The following is a 20,269-nucleotide window of genomic DNA, read 5'->3' on the forward strand; positions in this document are numbered from 1 at the left end:
TGCGGTGTATCAGACCAACATTTGTCTCCTGACACTCCGCATTCGCGAGCAAGCCCGCTCCCACAAGGGGATCCGTGCTGGTGGGTAAAACTCAGCTCTGGCCAAACACCTGCGACGGCCGCCGCAACAACGGATCGAACGGATTGATCCGCGGCCCGATCAGCGCCGCTTCGCGCTTGAGCATCTCCACCACGGTCGGCAGGCGATCCGGGCCCAGTCGGTCGGTCACGGTGGCCACGCTCAACGCCGCCACCGCCCGGCCCTCGCGGTCGAGGATCGGCACCGCCACCCCGGCCATGCCCTGCAACACGCCAGTGTTGCGCCCGGCATAACCGAGCTTGCGCACGTTCTCGACCTCCGAGCGCAGGAACACTTCGTCATACAGATGGAAATCCTTGAGCCGCGGCAGGTTGTAGTGGATCACCGTATCGCGCTCCTCCTCCGGCAGGAACGCCAGAATCGCCAGGCTGCCCTGCCCCACACCGAGCGCCACCCGCCCACCGATATCACCGGTGAAGGTACGGATCGGAAACGGGCCCTCGCTGCGGTCCAGGCAGATCGCATCGAAGCCGCTGCGCGCCAGCAGAAACAGCGAGTCGCCCAGCGAAGCCGACAGCCGCAGCAACGACGGGCGCACCAGTTCGCGCAGGTTGCCACTGTTGCCCGCCCGAGCGGCCAGGGCGAAAAAGTCCAGGCTCAGGCGATAGCGCTTGCTGCGCCCGTCCTGCTCGACCATGCCTTCGTCCATCAGGCTGCGCAGCAGGCGGTGGGTGGTCGGTTGCGACAAACCGATTTGCTGCGCCAGTTGCGTCACCCGCTCGCCGCCCTCGACGGTGTCACCCAGCGCCCGCAACACGGCAAACAGGCGCGAAACGGCGCCGACACCGACTTCATTTTTGCTTTCATTCCGCTCAATGGAATCTGACATTGATTTTTCCGATATTTAATTTACTCACCGAATGAAACTGAAAATAGTCATCGATTCAGTGAAATAGGCCATTGAGCCCATCCTAGTCTTCGTCCTAATCTGCGTCCAGACAGGGGCGATTCGAACAACAGCGGCAGCCGACTCACATCGAGCGCCAACGCACCCCGCAAACATTTTTTCGTATCTGCCCATACAAAAAAGCGCGCCTTCAGGCTGCGCATAACAATCTCAGGTGGAGGCGCACTCATGGCTTTTTTGCAACTTCAGAAACTCGGCAAACGCTACGGTGAAATCGACGCCGTGGTTGCCACCGATCTCTCGGTCGAGAAAGGCGAATTCGTGTCCTTGCTCGGCCCCTCCGGATGCGGCAAGACCACCACCCTGCAAATGATCGCCGGCTTCGTCGAAGTCACCAGCGGACGCATCGTGCTGGACGGTCGTGACATCACTCACGCCAAGCCCGCCAGCCGGGGCCTGGGCGTGGTGTTCCAGAGTTACGCGCTGTTCCCGCACATGACCGTCAGGGACAACGTCGCCTTCGGCCTGCGCATGCGCAAGGTGCCGAACGCCGAGATCCAGCAGCGCGTTGAGCGGGTGCTGAAACTGGTGCGCCTGCATCAGCACGCCGAGCGGTATCCACGGGAACTGTCCGGTGGTCAGCGCCAGCGTGTGGCCTTGGCCCGGGCATTGGTGATCCAGCCGCCGGTGCTGCTGCTCGACGAACCGCTGTCCAACCTCGACGCCAATTTGCGCGAAGAGATGCAATTCGAGATCCGCCGCATCCAGCGCGAAGTGGGCATTACCACGCTGATGGTCACCCACGATCAGTCCGAAGCGCTGTCGATCAGTGACCGCGTGGTGGTGATGCAGTCCGGGCGCATCACCCAGATCGACGCGCCCTACACCCTCTACGAACACCCGCGCACCGAATTCATTTCCGGCTTCGTCGGCAAGGCCAATCTGTTGCCCGGCGAGCGCGACAGCGCCGGCGTGGCGCAGGTGTGCAATCGCGGCCAGGGCGAACTGACCCTGAGCCTGCGCCCGGAAAAAATCGATCTGCGCGACGCCGGCCACGGTCGCCTGCAAGGCAAGATCAGCAGCCGCTTTTTCCTCGGCAGCCAATGGCTGTACGGAGTATCGACACCCTTGGGCGAACTCAGCGTGGTGCGCCGCAACGACGGATCGGCCCCGTTGAATGAGGGCACAGCGGTGGGTCTGGATTGGGACACGGCGCTGTTGCGAGTGCTGAGCGTCGACGAGGTGACGGCATGAGTACCCTCGCCGCCATCCGCCAGGGGCGCCAGGGTTACTGGCTGTCGGCGCCGGCCCTGGCGCTGTACATCAGCCTGCTGGTGATCCCGCTGCTGCTGACCCTGGTGCTGTCGTTCAACGTTTTCGACTACAGCTCGGGGATCAATGCCGAGGCCTATACCGCCGAGCACTACAGCAGCCTGCTGGGCGATCCGTATTTCTACGAGATCTTTCTGCGCACCCTGTGGATCAGCGCCCTGACCACCCTGCTCTGCGTGCTGATCGGCGTGCCCGAGGCCTACATCCTCAGTCGCATGGGCACCCCGTGGCGCTCGATCTTCCTGATCCTGATCCTCACCCCGCTGCTGATTTCGGTGGTGGTGCGCGCCTTCGGTTGGAGCCTGTTGCTGGGCGCCGACGGTCTGGTCAATCAGGTCCTGCAAGCCCTCGGCGGCTCGCCGATGAAGCTGCTGTACACGCCGTTTGCGGTGGTGATCGCGCTGGTCCACGTGATGCTGCCGTTCATGATCATTCCGGTCTGGACCTCGCTGCAGAAACTCGATCCGGCCGGCGAGCAGGCCGCGCTATCCCTGGGCGCCAGCCAGTTCACGGTGATTCGCCAGGTGGTGCTGCCGCAGGTCATGCCGGGGATTCTGTCCGGCACGCTGATCGTGTTCGGCCTGGCCGCCAGTTCCTTCGCGATTCCCGGCCTGCTCGGCGGGCGGCGCCTGAAGATGGTCGCCACGCTGATCTACGACCAGTACCTGTCGGAACTGAACTGGCCCATGGGTGCGGCCATCGCCGTCGCCCTGCTGCTCATCAACCTGCTGATCATGCTGTCGTGGAACCGCATGATCGAAGGCCGCTACAAGAAGTCATTGGGATAATCCGCCATGTCCAGGAACGGTCCTTTCGCCCTGCTGTTTCACGCTCTGGTGGTGGTTTTCATGCTCGCCCCGCTGGTGGTGGTGTGCCTTGTCGCCTTCACTCCGGAGAACACCCTGAGCCTGCCGACCACCGATTTTTCCCTGCGCTGGTTTCGCGCCGTGTTCGAGCGTGCCGACTTTGTCGATGCGTTTTACAACAGCCTGATCCTGGCCTTCAGCGCGGCCTCGCTGGCCACGATGATTGCGGTGCCGGCGGCGCTGGCGATCACCCGTTTCGAATTCCCCGGACGGGATTTCTTCAACGGACTGTTCCTGTCGCCGATCATCATTCCGCACCTGGTGCTGGGGGTGGCGCTGCTGCGCCTGTTCGCCCTGATGGGGGTCAACGGCAGCTTCGCCTGGCTGATCTTCGCCCATGTGCTGGTCATCACTCCCTATGTATTGCGCCTGGTGCTGGCCTCGGCCATCGGCCTGGACCGCAGCGCCGAACACGCCGCGCAATCGCTGGGGGCCGGGCGCTTCACGCTGTTCCGCCAGATCACCCTGCCGATGATTCTGCCGGGGGTCGCCGGTGGCTGGCTGCTGGCGTTCATCAACAGCTTCGACGAGGTCACGCTGTCGATTTTCGTCACCTCGCCGGCCACGCAGACCCTGCCGGTGCGCATGTATGTGTACGCCACCGAATCCATCGATCCGATGATGGCGGCGGTGTCGGCACTGGTGATCGCGCTGACTGCGGTGACCATGATTCTGCTCGATCGGGTATATGGCCTGGATCGGGTCCTGGTGGGCAAACAATGAGGGCACCATGGCTCTGCTGAAACGACTGGCCGAAGGCGACCGCCCGGCCCTGGACTTTACCCTCGACGGCCAACCGGCCCGCGGCCTGCTCGGCGACACCCTGCTGACCGCGGTGCTGACCAACAGCGACCACCTGCGCGGCAGTGACTTCAGCGCCGAACCCCGCGCCGGCTTCTGCCTGATGGGCGCCTGCCAGGACTGCTGGGTCCGCCTGGGCGACGGCCGCCGCGTACGTGCCTGCGCCACCCTGCTCGAAGCCGGACAGCAGATCGATCGCGAACCGGGGCGGTGTTTATGAAGAGTCTCAAAAGTCAGACACAAAACCTGCGGCGTCCCCCCATCCACTGTGGGAGCGGGCTTGCTCGCGAAAGCGATCTGTCTGCCAACACCATTGTTAAATGTGCCGCCGTCTTCGCGGGCAAGCCCGCTCCCACAGGGGGGACGGGCCAGACACAAAATCGGCGGCGCGACTCAGTCCACTGTGGGAGCGGGCTTGCCCGCGATGAGGCCAGGACAGTCACCACCAATCACTCATCTGCCCAACAACCGAGGTGCGCATGAAGCCCGTTGTGATCATCGGCGCCGGCCCGGCCGGTATTCGTGCTGCGCAAACCCTGATGGCCCATGGCGTGCGCCCGGTGTTGCTGGATGAAGCCGCGCGCGGTGGCGGGCAGATTTATCGGCGGCAGCCGGCCAATTTCAAGCGCTCGCCGGTCAAGCTGTACGGCTTCGAGGCACGCAAGGCCAAGGCCCTGCACCAGACCATTGACGACCTGCGCGAACAGCTCGACTACCGCCCCGACACCCTGGTGTGGAACGCCGAAGACGGCGCCCTTGACACCCTGCACGACGGCCGCGCCGCGCGCCTGGAATTCTCCCGGGTGATCGTCGCCACCGGCGCCACCGACCGGATCCTGCCGGTTCCCGGTTGGACCCTGCCCGGCGTCTACAGCTTGGGCGCTGCGCAGATCGCCCTGAAATTCCAGGGCTGCGCCATCGGTGAGCGCGTGGTGTTCGCCGGCAGCGGTCCGTTGCTGTACCTGGTCGCCTATCAATACGCCAAGGCCGGAGCAAACGTCGTCGCGGTGTTCGACAGCTCACCCTTCAGCGCCCAGGCCCGTGCCCTGCCCGGCCTGCTGGCGCAGCCGGCCACCCTGGCCAAAGGCATCTATTACCGCGGCTGGCTCACCGCCCGCGGCATCCCGGTGCATCAGGGCGCCACCCTGAAACGCATCGACGGCACGGACCGCGTACAAGCGCTGAGCTGGTGCGATGCAAAGGACGAACACCACCTGGACTGCGATGCCGTCGCCTTCGCCCACGGCCTGCGCAGCGAAACCCAACTCGCCGACCTGCTCGGCTGCGACTTCGCCTGGAACCCGCTCAACCGCGCCTGGTTGCCACAACGGGACTCGACCGGGCGCAGCACCGTAGCCGAGGTCTACCTGGCCGGTGACGGCGCCGGAATCATGGGCGCCGACGCCGCGGAAATGGCCGGCGAACGCGCCGCCCTGGCCCTGCTGGAAGACATCGGCTACCTGATCCCGCCCGGCCGCGCCGAACACCTTGAGAAGTCACTACAACGAATCGGCGATTTCCGAGAGGGTCTGGAGCGCGCCTTTGCCTTTCCCGAAGGCTGGGCCGCCAACCTTGCCGACGACGTGATGGTCTGCCGCTGCGAAGAAGTCCGCGCCGGCGACATTCGTCAGGTCGTGCGTGAGGGTCACTGGGAAATCAATCGGGTCAAGGCCCACTGCCGGGTCGGCATGGGCCGCTGCCAGGGCCGCATGTGCGGAGCCGCCGCGGCGGAAATCATCGCCTGCCAGAGCCATCGCGCCGTGTCCGATATCGGCCGGCTGCGGGCCCAGGCACCGATCAAGCCGCTGCCTTTTGGCCTGGAGATCGAAGCATGATCGAAGTCGATGCAGTGATCATTGGCGGGGGCATCGTCGGCGCTTCGGCGGCGCTGTTTCTCGGCATGACCGGGCGCCGCGTGGTGCTGCTGGAACGGGACTTCTGCGGTTCACATTCCAGCGGCGTGAACTACGGCGGCGTGCGCCGTCAGGGTCGACCGCTGTCGCAATTGCCGCTGTCGCAACGCGCCCACGCCATCTGGGGGCAGTTGCCGCAGTTGATCGGAATCGACGGCGAATACCAGCGCAGCGGTCACCTCAAGCTCGCCCGCAGCCTCAACGATCTGCACTCGCTGCAGGACTACGCCGACCGCAGCCAGGGTTTCGGCCTCGACTTGCAGGTACTTGATCGCAAGGAACTGCGCGCGCGTTTTCCGTGGGTCGGTGACGTGGCAGTCGGTGCTTCGTATTGCCCGGATGACGGTCATGCGAATCCAAGGCTGGTGTCGCCGGCGTTTGCCCGCGCTGCGCGTCATCATGGCGTGCAGGTTCACGAACAATGCGCGGTCACCGCAGTGGATCACGACGGCCAGCGCTTTCGCATACGCACGCAAACCGGCCTGGAACTGCGTGCGCCCTGGCTGCTGAACTGCGCCGGTGCCTGGGCCGGGACCCTGGCGGCGCAATTCGGCGAGCCGGTGCCGATGCACTCCGGGCACCCGGCGATGCTGGTCACCGAACCGCTGCCGCTGGTGATGGACGCCAGCACCGGCGTCGAGGGTGGAGGCATCTATGCCCGTCAGGTCGCGCGGGGCAATTGCGTGTTGGGCGGCGGCCAGGGCTTTGCTCTCGACGATGCCCGCGCCCGCCCCGGCCAAAGCGCCGTGCTGGAAATCCTGCGCCAGGCAGTCGAGCTCTACCCGTTTCTCGAAGGCGCCCAGGCGATCCGTACCTGGAGCGGCACCGAAGGTTATCTGCCCGATCGCCAGCCGGTGATCGGCCATAGCCGTACCCAGCCAGGTCTGCTGCATGCGTTCGGCTTTGCCGGCGCGGGCTTTCAGATCGGCCCGGCGGTGGGCCAGGCGCTCACCGAAATCATCTGTAGCGGCGCGTCAAAGACGTCGCTGGATGCGTTTTCCATCACCCGTTTTCACTCCATCTCCGTAGCTTGATAGAGGAAGGTCGCGCCAATGAATAACGTCAAACGCACTGCTCTGCTCGGTTTGTCCTGCATGAGCGCCCTGCTCGCCGTCACCCAGGCCCACGCCGAGCCGACGCTGTACCTGGGCATGAACGGCGGGACCATGGAGCGGCTGTATGCCGACAAGGTCCTGCCGGCGTTCGAGAAGGCCAACAACGTCAAAGTGGTGATCGTGCCCGGCACCTCCGCCGACATCCTGGCCAAGGTCCAGGCCAGCAAGGGCAACCCGCAGATGCATGTGATGTTCCTCGACGACGGCATCATGTACCGCGCCATCGGCATGGGTCTGTGCGACAAGCTCGAAGATAACCCGACCCTGGCGCAGATCCCGGCCAAGGGGCGGATCAAGGATGAGGCGGTGGCTGTCAGCCTCGGCGTTACCGGGCTGGCCTACAACACCCGCCTGTTCAAGGAAAAAGGCTGGAACGCGCCGACCTCCTGGATGGACATGGCCGACCCGCGTTTCAAGGACAAGGTGGTGTTCCAGTCGATGGCATCGTCCACTTTCGGCCTGCATGGTTTCCTGATGTTCAACCGGATCCAGGGCGGCAGCGAAACCGACGTCGAGCCGGGGTTCAAAGCCTGGCCGAACAGCATCGGACGCAACGTGCTGGAATACATTCCGAGCTCGGCGAAAATCTCCGAAATGCTCCAGACCGACGAAGCCGCCCTCTTCCCGCTGACCCCGACCCAGGTCACCGCCCTGAAACTCAAGGGCATGCCGGTGGAATACGCGCAACCCAAAGAAGGCGCGGTGGTTCTCAACGTCGCCGAATGCACGATCGCCAACAACACCCAGCCGGAACTGGCACAGAAACTGGCTGCGTTTCTGTTGACGCCGGAAGCCCAGGCGACCGCGCTTGAAGATGGCGACCAGATTCCTTCCAACCCGAATACACCGACTACTGACCGTACCCGTGGGCAGGTCGAGGCGATGAAACAGTATCTGCAGACCGCGATTGCGGTGGATTGGGATCAGGTGAATCAGCAGCGTCCGGAGTGGAATGCGCGCTGGAATCGGAGTATCGAGCGGTAATTTTCCCCGTACGATGATCGTTCCCACGCAGAGCGTGGGAACGATCGATATGTGGGGTATGAGGGTGGCAGCTGTACGCAGATTAGCGAACCGGAAGGTAGATTCCGGCAGACCCAAGGGCCTTCCACGTACAGCCACCATATCGAAAAGCTGCGACACCCAGACGATAAAATGCAGCACCATTCCCCACAAGCCAGCCGATTCCGGCAACTTTGTAGGCCCTTGCCCACAGCCCTGTAGCCTCACTCTGTAGGAACGAGCTTGCTCGCGATGGTGGTGAACGATGGCGCTGGCTGCCTGAATGCCTGCGGTGCCTGGACACTCATCGCGAGCAGGCTCGCTCCCACAAATGGGTTGGGTACACTCGCATAATTCAAGTCGGCTTTAGGGCCGCCTTCGCGAGCAAGCCCGCTCCCACATTTTGAACTGGGTGGATCCGCGATTTCAGCGTCGGCTGTGAGGCCGCCATCGCGGGCAAGCCCGCTCCCACAAGGGGCGTGGCAGGCTCGTGAAATGGGTGCGGACTTAAAACCCCACATCCAGAATCACACTGTCCAGATACGTTCCCGCCGGCGGGGTGGTCTGATCGGTGTAGATTTTGGCGTTGTAATTGAACACCTGACTTCCCGTCCCCAACCCGTTCCCCGGATTGATCTCGGCATCCGAACTCGCCCGACGCGCAGCCCCGACGCTGCCCCAGCGGGTCGTGCCGGCGCTTTTGAAAATGTCGTAGGCCAGATAATTACTCCCGGAAACCATGCGCCGACGCCCGCCGACGCTCACCGGATTCTGCCCGTCGCTCAACCCGACGGTATACGCACTGCCCTTGGTGCACGCCAGGTTGATGGTCTGCCCGGTCACCGGCGCAAAGGCGCTGACCACTGGCGCACTGCCAAAGGCGATGTTCGGGGCGGTGATGGTGCAGTCGTTGGCCACCGTCAGGTTGACCGTGAGCGAAGTGGTGCCGCTGGCGATGTCGCGTCCGATGCAGATAGCGCCGATACCGATGCCCGAGCAGTAATTCCAGTTCCAGAAAATACTCAACGTTTCGGTGTAGACCCCGGCCGCGACATTGCTGCCGATGGTGGTGCCGAAGTACAACGGCACGATTTTCGGCACCGTGCCGCCGAGCAGACCAAGCGCATCGATGATGCCGTTGCGGGCGAAGTCGTATGCGGTGCCGCGGGTCAACGGGTAACTGGTGCTGTTGTTGGCGTAGATCGTATAGCCGATTACGTCTCCCGTGGGGCCGACCAATCCGCCTTGGGTCGAGGTCACGGTCGCCCAGAAGTGATCATTGTTGGTCAGCAACGACAACAGCGAACCGGTACAACTCAAGCCCCCATTGAGCGTGGAACCAGGCTGCGCAGTGGTGCGCAAGGCAATCGAACTCAAAGAACCGAAGCCCACCGGCGTGGTGGTGACCACCGAGCACAACGCCCAGGCCGAACCCGGCAGCCCCAACGCCAGCGGCAGCAAAAACTTCAAAGCCTTCATTGACACACCAACGGCCCGATCAGCGGGATCTGATCCTGTTTCGTGTCGACATCAAACTGCACCCGGCAGCTTTTGCCATCGGCCAGCGTCACCTGCAGATCGTTCTGCTGTTGCAGGTTCTCCAGATACACCAGCCCATCCCAGCCGACCACAGTCTGCGTGCCGCTCTGCTCATGCACCACGCCACTGCCCAGAGGCAATTCCTGCTGCCGCGCATCCACCAGAACAATGCTCGCGGCAATCACCCGGCTCAGCGGAAACTCCAGCAGATAACCACTGCCACGACGCACCGCGATGCGCTGCTCGACGTTCGGGCTGCGCACGTTGGCCGGCAGATTCAGCGGATCGATTTCGTATTTGCCGCGATAGTAGGCACTGCTCCAGGGCACCAGCAGGTGGCCGTTGCGATCGGTCTGGCCGACGAGCTGGTTTTCATAGCGCACCAGAACGTCGGCGTAGCCATCGGTGCTGACCACCACGAAGGCATCATCGATGCGATTGGCGGCGAATACCTGTCGATCCATCCACACCAGCGAGCCGCTGGCGTCGGCCCAACGGGTTTCGGCCTCGCTGGTGCCGTAGACCCCGGCCTGCAATTGCACCGATTGCAGGCGCCAGGTCAGGTCGGCCTGACGATAATCCGGCCCGTCCCCCTTGGCGTAACCAAGGTTGAAGCCCACCCCGCCCTGGGTCGGCACGGCACGGCTGTAGTTGACCCGCTGCAGGCTCTCGCCGTTCTTGCCGCGCTCGCTGCTGATCGCGAGGCTGCCCTGCAGGTCGAACGGGATCACCAACTGCGCCTGAACCGCCCAGTTGCTGTCGCCGATTTCGCGGTTGGCCGACAGGTAGAAACTGGTGCTGCGCCACAACGATTTGCTCCACGTCAGGTTGAGCAGACGGGTGCGTGAATCGTCCGCCGCGCGCACATCGAAATAGCCGGCACCGAGGCTGCCCCAATCGTTCAGGTTGACGCTCAGGGTCGCCTGTTCGCTGCGCTTGCTCAGGGTCACGTAGGGTGTGTCGACCAGCGTCAGGTCCGCGTATTGATCACGGCGTTGCAGGCGCTGATACGAAAAGCTGTAGCGCTGGTTGCTGTACTGATAGCCGAGACTCAGTTGCTGCCCGCTTTCGCCGTCGAAACGGCTCTGGCTGACGGCACTGTTGAGCACGCCGAAATTGCCCAGGCGCACGTTGCCGCCGACGCCGCCGAGGGCCAGGGAGTCCGAGGCTTCGGCGTGGCTTTCGAGGGTGAAGTTGTCGCTGAGGCCATAGCGCAGGCTGCCGGAGGTAACGCCGGGGCCGTAACTGAAATCCCGCAGGCCGTAGTCCTGGCGCAAGGTGCCGGCCGCCACGGAAAAGTCCGACAGGCCTTTTTGCAACAGGCTGCTGGTGACATAGAACGGCACGGTGGTGGAGACCTGGCGCCCCAGCGCATCGGTGGTCACCACCACGGCTTCGCCGGCACCGTTGATGAACGGAATGTTGGTCAAGGTGTAAGGACCGGGCTGCAATTCGGCGCTGCTGGATTTGTAGCCGTTGATGAACAGATCCACCGAGGACGGCACGGCAGCTTCACCAGCGAACTGCGGCAAAGGATAGGTGACCAGATCCGGACGCACGCCGAAATCCCGCGACAACTGCACCCCGCCGATACGCACCGAACTGCTCCAGGGCAAGGCGCCGCTGACCAGGTCGCCGGCTTCATAGGTCAGCATTCGGTCGTCGTCGGAGAAACGCCAGGTGGTGTCGTAGCGCAGATAGCGATTGTTCAGCGTGCCCAGCTCTTCTCCGGACAGCGTGCGGCGGTATTGCCCGGTGTTTGACAGCGTGCCCCAGCTGTCGAACAACCGCACTTCGTTCCATGCCGCCAAATAGGTGCCGGCATCGTCGGTGTCGTTGAGGTACAGGTCATAGTTGAGCAAGGCGCCGAAGCTGCTCAGGGCCGGCGTGCGCGGATAGGCTTCGCGGCGGCCGACGAACTGTTCGGGCAACCAGTCCGGAGGCACGTCGAGCAGCAGACGCTGGGCGTTGCCGTCGTACTCGCTGTGCAGGCCCGGCAGCTGATCGAGGCCGACTTCGGCGCCTGTGCCCTCGGGCAATTTCATGCCGGTATCCCGCAATGCGCTGGCCGGCACGAACAACTGTCCGTTGCGCTGCTCAACCGCAACGACCCGTCCGGTGTTCATCTGGTTGACCACCAGTTCCAGGAACAACTGTGCATCGGCAACAGCCTCCATGCCGCTGGGCGGAGGCGGCAGGTCACCGGCCTCCACCTGTTGAATGACCACCAGGCAACACACACAGCCCATCGCCCAAGACGGACACCGGAAACTGCGAGCCCGACCCTGGCTCATTGCCGCTTTGTCCATCAATGGACCTTGTCTCCTTTTTCAGCCCACTACAGGTCAACGCGCCGGCGCCACACTCTGCACCTGCGCCGCCCCATTGACCCGCACCTGCAACCCCGACTCGCCCGCCACCGGGCCCGGCGCCGGCCAGCGCATGATCGCGCCGGGCAGCACATAGCCCAGCAACCCTTCCACCAGCGGTTTGCTCTGCCCGCCCTGTTTGAGCGCCACGTCGGTCAGTCGCGCATGCACCGCGCCCTGGTTGCGCACTTCCACATAGGGCTTGCCGTCCACCGCCACCGTGCGCCAGCTCAGATCCGGCAGGCCGATGCCCTTGGGATCGCGCGGACGGGTGGTGTCTTCCTTGCTCCACAGCCCCGCGCCATAGGCAAACAGCGGCACCGAATAGCGCATCTGGAAGCGGATCGCCGCCGCGGTCTTGCCGTCGTCCGCAGCAGGCGGTTTCGCGGACGGGATTTCATCGATGATGATGCGGTAGGCCAGTTCCTGCCCCGGCGGGATTTCCTTGGTGCGCGTGAGACGCACCAGCTGTTTCTGCCCCGGCTCGATCTTCGCCACCGGCGGACTGCCGATCACGTCGCGCTGGTTCTGGTACTGATCGCTGAAGCCGCTCTGGCTCCAGGCGAACACCCGGACCTGCAGATTGGCCGTCTCGTTGCCACGGTTCTCCAGCCACAGTGCGCTGGCCTGCTGATCGGCTTCCAGCACCGGATCGATCGGCCAGATCAGCACCGAACTCGCCGCCTGCACGTTGGCCGCCCCCAGCCACAGCAGGGACAGAAGCCCATGACGCATGAGCGAAGATAAACACATCCACCATCTCCTTATGATCCGTTCATCCCGTTACCACGACAGCTGCACCTGCAGCACATCGCTGTATGTCCCCCCGGGTTGATTGCCCGGTAACTGCACCTGGCCGTAAATCGGCAGGCGAATGTTGTTTGCGTCACTGTAGGCCACCGCCACGCTCTGGCCGATCCCCAGGCTCTGGCTGAACGCCGCATCGCGAAACAGCTGATACGCGACCCGGTTGCTGCCGGTGCCGAGCTGCATGTTGCGCCCACCGTTGTTGTACTGCCCGCCATCGACGCTCATGTTCAGGGTCACGCCCGGCGTGCATTGCAACCGCACGCCACCGGTCAGCGCCACCTGCACGGTGCCGGTGGTCAATGCCGAACGGCTGCCGAAATTCAGGCTGCCGTAACTGGACACGCCGCCCACCACCAGGCACCCCGCGGTCACGGTGGCACTGACCTGAAAGCTCTGGCTGGTGGCCGCCGTCAACGGCACAGGCGTACTGCCCGCGCATATGAGCAGCAGCGCCGAACAGCCCTGGCGCAACATCGCACTAGAACGTCAATTCGACGGAAATGGTGTCGGTGTAGGTGCCCGCCGGCAGCCCGGCCTTGCCCACCGCCTGGCCGTAAATGTTCACGGTCTGCGCCACGCCGGTGCTGGCGGCGAGGTTGATCACCCCGTCGATGGCCAACAGCTGCGAATGCCCGGCGTCGGTGTACAGATCGTAGGGCACGTAGTTGGCGACCCCGTCAAACAACGCCCGGGTTCCGCCCGGCGACTTGCCGTCGTTGGCGCCGGCGCGAATCTTCACCGCCGGCGTGGTGCCGGCCGAGCACAGAATCGACAGCGCCCCGCCGCCACCGCCCAGCACCTGTCCGGTGGCAGTGGTGAACAGGCTGTTGGCGGTGCCGAAGTTCAAGGCACCGAAGTTCAGGTTGGTGGAGCCGCCGCCACCGTTGACCTGGCAACTGCTGGTCAGGATCAGGCTGGAGGTGATCTGGCCGGTGACCGTGGTCGCCGCCTGCACGCCGCCCGCCAGCGCCAGGCCGAGCAATGACAAACCTATCCTTGATGCACACGTACGCATGGTGTCCTTCCTCTACGGGGTTACCAGTCCAGCGTGACCGTCAGGGTGTCGGTGTAGACCCCGGCCGGTAACGCGCGGGTGTTCGCCACCACCGAGCCGAATACCGGAATCGGTATCTGCGCCCCGCTGGTGACGGCGAAATTGTGTTGTCGGCCGATGCTGTAGCTCTGGCTGCCGGAGGCATCGACGAACAATTGATAGGGAATGGTCAGGCGGCCGTTGCTCAGGCGCCGGGTGGTGCCGTCGCCGTGGGTGCCGCCATCGATGGAGACGGTGAAACCGGTGACCGAAGGGTTGCAGGCCACATTCAGCTTGCCGCTGGCCTCATCGCCGAGACTGGCCTTGATTGGCGCGTTCCATGTCGGACCCTGCTGACCGAAATCCAGGGTGCCGAGGGCGCTGACCGGGCTGTCGGGATTGCCGGCATTGGTCACTTCGCAGCCTGCGATGAGCGTCAGCCGCGCGTGGATCTGCCCGCTGACCGCCGCTTGCGCGGTACCGGCCAGCAGCGCCAGCAGGCCTGCAGCGAACACCTTGCTGAATCTCGTCATCACTCCAATCCCAACTCCTTCAGGATGCCTGATGCGGCGCTCGCGGCGCCCCCTTCCCTGCACAACCCGAATCCATCGGGTTGCCTGTGTATTCACCAGATGACCGTCACCTTCACCAGGTCCGAGTAACCGCTGACCCGGGGAATCTCCGCCAGCGGCTCGATGCGGGCGTACAACGGCAGATCCACGGTACCGGTGTCCGGCACCCGACCGCTCACCGGCACATCCACCGCCAGCGGAATGCGTCGCGCCGGATCCTGGTAGAGCCGATAAGGAATGGGTTTGCTGTGCTCGGCGTTGCCCGCCATGTAGCGCACATCGCCGACGCCACCATGCAGGCCGCCGTCGACGCGCAATTGGTAGGGAGTGTCGGGGTTGCATTCGAGGCGCGGCAGGCGCCCGTTGGTGAGTGCCGCACCCAGCGGCCCGCCGGGATTGTCCAGGCGCGCGGTGCTGCCGAAGTCCAGCACGCCCAGTTGTTCGATGCCGGCTTCGCGTTGTTGTCCGACCAATTGGCAGCCGCGCTGCACGTCGACTCGCACCTGAACCTGAAGTTCGGCGGCCGACACCAGCGTACCGAGTCCTGCACCCAAGACTGCCAACACCACACGTCCCTTCACGGCCCCATTCCTTTTTGCGGGGTGTCTTGTAGGACTGAGGTTAGCAACGGGTCGGAAAATCGCCAGCGATGCTAAGGAAATTGGATCCATGGCAACATAGGGACTTCGCGCAGTTATTACGGAAAGTCTTACCGAAGTGACGTGCAATTAGCTGTACATGCCGCAGGATTTTGTCCAGTAACGCCCACATCCCTTTGACACAACTGGAAGCAAATTAACCTGCTGGTTACACTATGTCCCCGCAGCTCAGGGAGCCTGCTTGAAGAAAACGGGGTGAAATCACATTGGCTGTACCACCGCCAAACCGCTCGCGACCTGCATCACGCTGGCCATCGTTGCGCCGGCTGTTCGGCAAGGCATCGACGACCCCGGCACCCGGCACCGCAAGCGGTCGGGTCATTCACGACTACTTTCACCACAAGGCCCATTCCCAGGGCTACACCTTGAGCCACAGCCAGCAACGGGTGATCGATTGCATGACCCAGCATGCGACGTCGCTGGTGGGTGCCGGGGCGAAGACCTTGCCTGGGCTTTATCTGCATGGCGCCGTGGGTCGGGGCAAAAGCTGGCTGCTGGACGGTTTTTTCCAGGCCGTTCCCCTGGCGGAGAAACAGCGCCTGCATTTCCACGAGTTTTTTGCCCGCCTGCATCAGGGCATGTTCGATCATCGCGATCAGCCTGACGCCCTGGCCACCACCCTCGATGAATTGCTCAACGATTGCCGGGTGCTGTGTTTCGACGAATTCCACGTCCATGACATCGGCGATGCGATGTTGATCACGCGGCTGTTCAAGGCTTTGTTTCGCCGCGGCATCCTGCTGCTGGTCACCTCCAACTACCCGCCGGAAGGCCTGCTGCCCAATCCGCTGTACCACGCGCGGTTCAAGCCGGTGATCGACCTGATCAACGCGCGGATGCAGGTGATGGAGGTGGGTGGACCCCATGACTACCGCAGTCAGGCCAGGACTCACGCGCAGCAGTTGTTTACCCAGGGCCAGTACGTGTGGCCCGCCACGCTGGCTCAGCGTCAGGCCGCGAACGTACCTGTTGTCGATGCGCCAGCCATCGCCCTGCCGGTCGGCACACGCCACCTGCCCGCCCGCTACTGCGAGGGGCGCACCGTCGGCTTCACCTTCAGCGACCTGTGCGACCAGCCCACGGCGGTGATGGATTATCTGGAACTGTGCCGGCGCTTCGACCACTGGATCATCGACGAACTGCCCAGCCTGGCCGACTGCTCCGTGGCCGCCCAGCAGCGGTTCATCAATCTGGTGGATGTTTTGTATGACCAGGACAAGCACCTGATCCTGCTCGGCCAGCTTTCGCTGCGCGAAAGCCTGGATGGCGAGGCGATCGACCTGGCGCGCACCCGTAGCCGGTTGGGGCAGTTGGTGGAGGTTCGGGAGGCGGTCTGACGGCCACCCTCATTCCCGTTATCATGCCGCCCATTCCCTCGATCAACGGCGAACCCTCTTCATGCACACCCTTGAACAACTGCGCGCCGGATCGCTGGCGGGCGTTACGCGGCTGGATCTGAGCTGCGGCCTGACCGAGTTCCCCCGGGAAATCTTCGATCTGGCCGACTCCCTGGAAGTGCTCAACATCAGCGGCAATGCCTTGAGCAGCCTGCCGGACGACCTGCACCGCCTGACCCGCTTGCGCGTGTTGTTCTGCTCGGACAACCAGTTCACCGAACTGCCCGCCTGCATCGGCCAGTGCGCGGCGCTGACCATGGTCGGTTTCAAGGCCAACCGTATCGAACACGTACCTGCTGCAGCGCTGCCGCCTTTGTTGCGCTGGCTGATACTGACCGATAACTGCGTCGAGTCCCTGCCCAACGAACTGGGTGAACGCCCGCACCTGCAAAAACTCATGCTCGCGGGCAACCGCCTGACCTGCCTGCCCGAAAGCCTGCGCAACTGCCACAGGCTCGAACTGATCCGCATCGCCGCCAACCAGCTGACTGAATTGCCTGAATGGCTGCTCTCGCTGCCGAGCTTGTGCTGGCTAGCCTACGCGGGTAATCCGCTGGAAAACGAAGCGGCACTGCAGGCCACAGCGCCGATTCCATGGTCTGAACTGCAACTCGAGCAGCAACTCGGCCAGGGCGCTTCGGGGGTGATCCATCGCGCGACGTGGACGAGATCGGGCCAAGCCGCCACAGCCGTCGCCGTCAAACTCTACAAGGGCGAAATGACCAGCGACGGCTCGCCCCTGCACGAAATGAACGCCTGCATCAGCGCCGGCCTGCACCCTAATCTGATCCGCATCGAAGGGCAGATTTTCGATCATCCGCAGCAAACGGCCGGGCTGGTGATGCAACTGATCGAGCCTTCGTTTCGCAACCTCGCCGGGTTGCCGAGCCTTGCTTCGTGCAGCCGCGACGTCTACGCCGAAGACACCCGTTTCAGCGCCGATATCGCCCTGCGCATCGCCCGTGGCATCGCGTCGGTGGCCGGGCACTTGCACGCGCAAGGCATCACCCATGGCGACCTCTATGGTCACAACATCCTGTGGAACGCGCAGGGCGATTGCCTGCTGGGCGACTTTGGCGCGGCGTCTTTCCACGCGACAGAGGACACCCCTGAAAGCCGGGCGCTACAACGGATCGAAGTGCGGGCGTTTGGGGTTTTGCTGGGGGAATTGCTGGAGCGAATCGACTCTGGATTGAGCGATGCGCAGCGTGTGGAACTGGAGGTATTGCAGCAGCGCTGCTGTCAGCCGGATGTGCTGGCGCGACCGGGGTTCGAGGAGATCGTTCGGGCGTTGAATGATCTGTGACCGCTGCGCGGTCAATCGCGAGCAGGCTCGCTCCCACAAGGGGCGAGTTGTTGCCACCGATTTTGTGTCCGGCGCATAACCCCTGTGGGAGCGGGCTTGCTCGCGAAGACGGCGGCACAGGCAATATGTGTAGCGACTGACAGACCGCTTTCGCGAGCAAGTCGAATCGTCGCACCGCCGCTCCCACAGTTTGACCGAGTCATGTGGGAGCGAGCCTGCTCGCGATGGCGGTCTTACTGAATCAGTAGATTAACCAGCCAGACCGACAAACATGTCCTGCACGTCGTCGTGGTTATCCAGGCCTTCCAGGAAAGCCTCGACTTCAGCCATCTGCTCATCGCTCAGGCCGCTGACCGGGTTCTTCGGCTGGTAGCCCAGCTTGGCCGACAGCACGGTGAAACCTTGCTCAGGCAGGGCTTTCTGTACAGCGTCCAAGTCGGTCGGGTCGGTCAGGAACAGGGTTGCGCCCTCTTCGCCCGGTTCGAAATCCTGGGCACCGGCTTCGATGGCGGCCATTTCCGGATCGGCGTCCGGGGTGTCCGGCGAGGCTTCGATCATGCCGACGTGGTTGAAGTCCCAGGACACGGAACCGGAAGCGCCCAACTGGCCCTTGCGGAATGCGACGCGGATTTCAGCGACGGTACGGTTGATGTTGTCGGTCACGCACTCAACGATCAGCGGCACCTGATGCGGAGCGAAACCTTCGTAGGTTACGCGATGGTATTGCACGGTTTCGCCGAGCTGGCCGGAGCCCTTCTTGATCGCACGCTCCAGGGTCTCGCGCGGCATCGAGGCCTTCTTGGCCTGTTCAACCACCAGGCGCAGGTGTGCGTTGGTGGCGATATCGGCGCCGTTGCGCGCAGCAATGGTGATTTCCTTCACCAGTTTGCCGAAGATCTTGCCCTTGGCGTTGGCTGCCGCTTCTTTGTGTTTAACCTTCCACTGTGCGCCCATTACTCACTCTCTTGTCTTGAGGCGCCGAAACATCTATTGGCCGACGCATGGCGGCAAGTTTATACGGCCTAAAGTTGGCAATCGACCAAAAATTCTCGCGTCCTGTCGACAAGTTCTACAAGCCTTGTAGGGCATTTCTGAATCTTCGCTTTGCGGTGACTACAACCCGCCGGGGTTTCGTACCCTCTGCGCCCGTCCTCCGTAGCAGAAGTGCGCTCGATGTATAACGACAAGGAAAGCCCCTTCACCCTGACCCTCCTCGACCACGATCTGAGTCTGCAGGTGCTGCAATTTCACGGGCATGAAGCCCTCAATCAACCCTATCGCTTCGACATCGAAGCCCTGGGCCTGGCGCCGGCCATGTCCCTGGAACCCTTGCTGCACCGGCCGGCGCACCTTGACCTGGGCCACGGCGCCGGGTTCCACGGTGTGCTGCACAGCGTCAGCCGCGAATACCGCGGGCCTTATCAGGTCGCCTACAAACTGGTGCTGGTGCCTGCACTGCTGGCCCTCGACACGCACAGGAGTCGACGGGTCTTCGAGCGCCAAAGCGTGCCGATGATCCTGCGCCATCTGCTGGACGAGCATGGCTTGCCCGAAAGCGGCTACCGCTTTGAACTGTCGATTGGAAGCTATCCGTTGCGGCCGTTCTGCATTCAATACGAGGAAACCGACCTGGCCCTGCTGCACCGATTGTGCGAGGAAGAAGGCATTCACTATCACTTCGAGCATCAGCGCGACGGCCATGTGCTGGTGTTCGCCGACGACTGCCTGAGCTTCCCCCAGGAACCGTTGCTGATGGCATTCGATAACGCGCCCGTCGTCGGCAGCCCGCCAACCATCAGCGAACTGTTCCAGCGTCATGACGCACAAGCCCGGCCAGCACACTCGGAGAGCCGAGAACGCGGTGTCGAGGCTGGTGACGACAGCGCGGCCAATCATTCCTTCAACCCGAATAAACCGCCGCTGCCGCGCCCCGGCATCGAACAGCGCCACCGCGAGCAACTCGCCCGACGGCAACTGGAGCGCCTGCGATGCCGGCAGGTGCAGATCCACGGTCAGAGCAATCATGGGCAATTGCGCAGTGCGCAGATCGTACAGGTGGCCGAACACCCATTTTCGCCATTCAACGATCAGTGGTTGGTGACTCAGGCACGGCATCAGGGTTCGACCCCGGCGGCCGATGCGCCCGTCCCGCTGCCGCGTTATCGCAATCACTTCAGCGCGATGCCCTGGTCGACGGTGTTTCGTCCCGAGCACGTTCACAGCCGGCCGAACATCCCCGGCTATCAACCTGCCCGGGTGTGCGGCGTGGCCGGAGAGCCGACGGTGCTGGATGACCGGGGCCGGATGCAGGTCAGCTTGTGGCCCACGCCGCAGAGCGATCCCCAGACAGGTGGTGGGGTCTGGATCCCGGTCGCCTTGGCCGCGTCGGACGCCCCGCTCGACCCGTCGCATATGCCACTGGCGGGCAGCGACGGACTGGTCAGCTTCCTCGACGGCGACCCGGACCGGCCGGTGTTCTGCGCCAGTCTGGTCCAGCGCCAAGCCTCCCGCCCAACCCGCTCCCCGGAGCCGCGCAGCGATACCCGGTTGTTGCTTGATTGGTTGATCAGGGGGCCCTGATTCCTGCCGCAAGGTCATACGTGATGCAA

Annotated in this window: 19 protein-coding genes; 10 read left to right on the top strand and 9 right to left on the bottom strand. The window is 63.5% G+C overall.

The window, feature by feature from the left end:
* Positions 1–91: 91 nt before the first annotated feature.
* Positions 92–928, bottom strand: coding sequence for an IclR family transcriptional regulator (locus tag ACW9JE_RS15580; protein WP_175377436.1), 837 nt, complete (start codon positions 926–928; stop codon positions 92–94).
* 246 nt (positions 929–1,174) lie between these two features.
* Here ACW9JE_RS15580 and ACW9JE_RS15585 point away from each other — a divergent pair, with 246 nt between their 5' ends.
* From ACW9JE_RS15585 to ACW9JE_RS15615, 7 genes are all read left to right on the top strand, one after another.
* Complete coding sequence (locus ACW9JE_RS15585; protein ID WP_224534102.1) at positions 1,175–2,200, top strand: ABC transporter ATP-binding protein; 1,026 nt, start codon at positions 1,175–1,177, stop codon at positions 2,198–2,200.
* Positions 2,197–3,066 (top strand): ABC transporter permease, encoded by an 870-nt coding sequence (locus ACW9JE_RS15590; RefSeq protein WP_457433237.1) that lies wholly within the window; start codon positions 2,197–2,199, stop codon positions 3,064–3,066. The genes ACW9JE_RS15585 and ACW9JE_RS15590 overlap by 4 nt, the downstream gene beginning before the upstream one ends.
* A gap of 6 nt (positions 3,067–3,072) precedes the next feature.
* Entirely contained in the window at positions 3,073–3,867 is a 795-nt protein-coding gene (locus tag ACW9JE_RS15595; protein WP_224534104.1) for an ABC transporter permease, read from the top strand.
* Between the two features lie 7 nt (positions 3,868–3,874).
* On the top strand, positions 3,875–4,165 hold the full coding sequence (locus tag ACW9JE_RS15600) for a (2Fe-2S)-binding protein (RefSeq protein WP_457433238.1): 291 nt from the start codon (positions 3,875–3,877) through the stop codon (positions 4,163–4,165).
* Positions 4,166–4,424: 259 nt separating this feature from the next.
* Positions 4,425–5,780, top strand: coding sequence for an FAD-dependent oxidoreductase (locus ACW9JE_RS15605; RefSeq protein WP_457433239.1), 1,356 nt, complete (start codon positions 4,425–4,427; stop codon positions 5,778–5,780).
* Positions 5,777–6,892: an NAD(P)/FAD-dependent oxidoreductase gene (locus ACW9JE_RS15610; protein WP_224534107.1), complete on the top strand. Its 1,116-nt coding sequence runs from the start codon at positions 5,777–5,779 to the stop codon at positions 6,890–6,892. The genes ACW9JE_RS15605 and ACW9JE_RS15610 overlap by 4 nt, the downstream gene beginning before the upstream one ends.
* Positions 6,893–6,910: 18 nt before the next feature.
* Positions 6,911–7,957, top strand: a complete 1,047-nt coding sequence (locus ACW9JE_RS15615; RefSeq protein ID WP_224534108.1) for an ABC transporter substrate-binding protein — start codon at positions 6,911–6,913, stop codon at positions 7,955–7,957.
* A 525-nt stretch (positions 7,958–8,482) separates the two neighbouring features.
* Here ACW9JE_RS15615 and ACW9JE_RS15620 read toward each other — a convergent pair.
* The 7 genes from ACW9JE_RS15620 to ACW9JE_RS15650 form a co-directional block, all read right to left on the bottom strand.
* On the bottom strand, positions 8,483–9,454 hold the full coding sequence (locus ACW9JE_RS15620) for a Csu type fimbrial protein (RefSeq protein ID WP_457433240.1): 972 nt from the start codon (positions 9,452–9,454) through the stop codon (positions 8,483–8,485).
* Positions 9,451–11,808 (bottom strand): fimbria/pilus outer membrane usher protein, encoded by a 2,358-nt coding sequence (locus ACW9JE_RS15625; protein ID WP_457433254.1) that lies wholly within the window; start codon positions 11,806–11,808, stop codon positions 9,451–9,453. Before ACW9JE_RS15625 ends, ACW9JE_RS15620 begins: the two co-directional genes overlap by 4 nt.
* Positions 11,809–11,859: 51 nt before the next feature.
* Positions 11,860–12,636, bottom strand: a complete 777-nt coding sequence (locus ACW9JE_RS15630) for a fimbrial biogenesis chaperone (RefSeq protein WP_457433241.1) — start codon at positions 12,634–12,636, stop codon at positions 11,860–11,862.
* Between the two features lie 30 nt (positions 12,637–12,666).
* The gene (locus tag ACW9JE_RS15635; protein WP_457433242.1) at positions 12,667–13,167 is read right to left on the bottom strand and encodes a Csu type fimbrial protein; all 501 of its coding nucleotides are present in this window, start codon (positions 13,165–13,167) and stop codon (positions 12,667–12,669) included.
* A 4-nt stretch (positions 13,168–13,171) separates the two neighbouring features.
* Complete coding sequence (locus ACW9JE_RS15640; RefSeq protein ID WP_457433243.1) at positions 13,172–13,708, bottom strand: Csu type fimbrial protein; 537 nt, start codon at positions 13,706–13,708, stop codon at positions 13,172–13,174.
* Positions 13,709–13,728: 20 nt separating this feature from the next.
* Positions 13,729–14,259, bottom strand: a complete 531-nt coding sequence (locus tag ACW9JE_RS15645) for a Csu type fimbrial protein (RefSeq protein ID WP_457433244.1) — start codon at positions 14,257–14,259, stop codon at positions 13,729–13,731.
* Between the two features lie 92 nt (positions 14,260–14,351).
* Positions 14,352–14,879 carry a Csu type fimbrial protein gene (locus ACW9JE_RS15650; protein ID WP_457433245.1) on the bottom strand — a complete coding sequence of 176 codons (528 nt, stop codon included), beginning with the start codon at positions 14,877–14,879 and terminating at the stop codon, positions 14,352–14,354.
* 284 nt (positions 14,880–15,163) lie between these two features.
* Between ACW9JE_RS15650 and zapE the strand changes: the two genes are divergently transcribed.
* Together zapE and ACW9JE_RS15660 are read left to right on the top strand one after the other, a co-directional pair.
* Complete coding sequence (zapE, locus tag ACW9JE_RS15655) at positions 15,164–16,294, top strand: cell division protein ZapE (RefSeq protein ID WP_457433246.1); 1,131 nt, start codon at positions 15,164–15,166, stop codon at positions 16,292–16,294.
* A gap of 61 nt (positions 16,295–16,355) precedes the next feature.
* Positions 16,356–17,660, top strand: a complete 1,305-nt coding sequence (locus ACW9JE_RS15660) for a leucine-rich repeat-containing protein kinase family protein (protein WP_457433247.1) — start codon at positions 16,356–16,358, stop codon at positions 17,658–17,660.
* 249 nt (positions 17,661–17,909) lie between these two features.
* On the opposite strand, the gene ACW9JE_RS15665 is transcribed toward ACW9JE_RS15660, so the two are convergent.
* Positions 17,910–18,614, bottom strand: coding sequence for a YebC/PmpR family DNA-binding transcriptional regulator (locus ACW9JE_RS15665; protein ID WP_224534117.1), 705 nt, complete (start codon positions 18,612–18,614; stop codon positions 17,910–17,912).
* 219 nt (positions 18,615–18,833) lie between these two features.
* Between ACW9JE_RS15665 and ACW9JE_RS15670 the strand changes: the two genes are divergently transcribed.
* Entirely contained in the window at positions 18,834–20,240 is a 1,407-nt protein-coding gene (locus ACW9JE_RS15670; RefSeq protein ID WP_457433248.1) for a type VI secretion system Vgr family protein, read from the top strand.
* Positions 20,241–20,269 lie beyond the last annotated feature (29 nt).

It is taken from the genome of Pseudomonas sp. SDO55104_S430 (assembly GCF_054070595.1).

What these genes read in the sequence shown, in the direction of transcription:
- ACW9JE_RS15610 (WP_224534107.1), top strand. Translation starts at nt 5,777, where the DNA reads ATGATCGAAGTCGATGCAGTGATCATTGGCGGGGGCATCGTCGGCGCT.
- ACW9JE_RS15625 (WP_457433254.1), bottom strand. Translation starts at nt 11,808, where the DNA reads ATGAGCCAGGGTCGGGCTCGCAGTTTCCGGTGTCCGTCTTGGGCGATG.
- ACW9JE_RS15615 (WP_224534108.1), top strand. Translation starts at nt 6,911, where the DNA reads ATGAATAACGTCAAACGCACTGCTCTGCTCGGTTTGTCCTGCATGAGC.
- ACW9JE_RS15585 (WP_224534102.1), top strand. Translation starts at nt 1,175, where the DNA reads ATGGCTTTTTTGCAACTTCAGAAACTCGGCAAACGCTACGGTGAAATC.
- ACW9JE_RS15605 (WP_457433239.1), top strand. Translation starts at nt 4,425, where the DNA reads ATGAAGCCCGTTGTGATCATCGGCGCCGGCCCGGCCGGTATTCGTGCT.
- ACW9JE_RS15665 (WP_224534117.1), bottom strand. Translation starts at nt 18,614, where the DNA reads ATGGGCGCACAGTGGAAGGTTAAACACAAAGAAGCGGCAGCCAACGCC.
- ACW9JE_RS15660 (WP_457433247.1), top strand. Translation starts at nt 16,356, where the DNA reads ATGCACACCCTTGAACAACTGCGCGCCGGATCGCTGGCGGGCGTTACG.
- ACW9JE_RS15645 (WP_457433244.1), bottom strand. Translation starts at nt 14,259, where the DNA reads ATGACGAGATTCAGCAAGGTGTTCGCTGCAGGCCTGCTGGCGCTGCTG.
- ACW9JE_RS15595 (WP_224534104.1), top strand. Translation starts at nt 3,073, where the DNA reads ATGTCCAGGAACGGTCCTTTCGCCCTGCTGTTTCACGCTCTGGTGGTG.
- ACW9JE_RS15600 (WP_457433238.1), top strand. Translation starts at nt 3,875, where the DNA reads ATGGCTCTGCTGAAACGACTGGCCGAAGGCGACCGCCCGGCCCTGGAC.
- ACW9JE_RS15670 (WP_457433248.1), top strand. Translation starts at nt 18,834, where the DNA reads ATGTATAACGACAAGGAAAGCCCCTTCACCCTGACCCTCCTCGACCAC.
- ACW9JE_RS15620 (WP_457433240.1), bottom strand. Translation starts at nt 9,454, where the DNA reads ATGAAGGCTTTGAAGTTTTTGCTGCCGCTGGCGTTGGGGCTGCCGGGT.
- ACW9JE_RS15640 (WP_457433243.1), bottom strand. Translation starts at nt 13,708, where the DNA reads ATGCGTACGTGTGCATCAAGGATAGGTTTGTCATTGCTCGGCCTGGCG.
- ACW9JE_RS15590 (WP_457433237.1), top strand. Translation starts at nt 2,197, where the DNA reads ATGAGTACCCTCGCCGCCATCCGCCAGGGGCGCCAGGGTTACTGGCTG.
- ACW9JE_RS15630 (WP_457433241.1), bottom strand. Translation starts at nt 12,636, where the DNA reads ATGTGTTTATCTTCGCTCATGCGTCATGGGCTTCTGTCCCTGCTGTGG.
- ACW9JE_RS15580 (WP_175377436.1), bottom strand. Translation starts at nt 928, where the DNA reads ATGTCAGATTCCATTGAGCGGAATGAAAGCAAAAATGAAGTCGGTGTC.
- ACW9JE_RS15635 (WP_457433242.1), bottom strand. Translation starts at nt 13,167, where the DNA reads ATGTTGCGCCAGGGCTGTTCGGCGCTGCTGCTCATATGCGCGGGCAGT.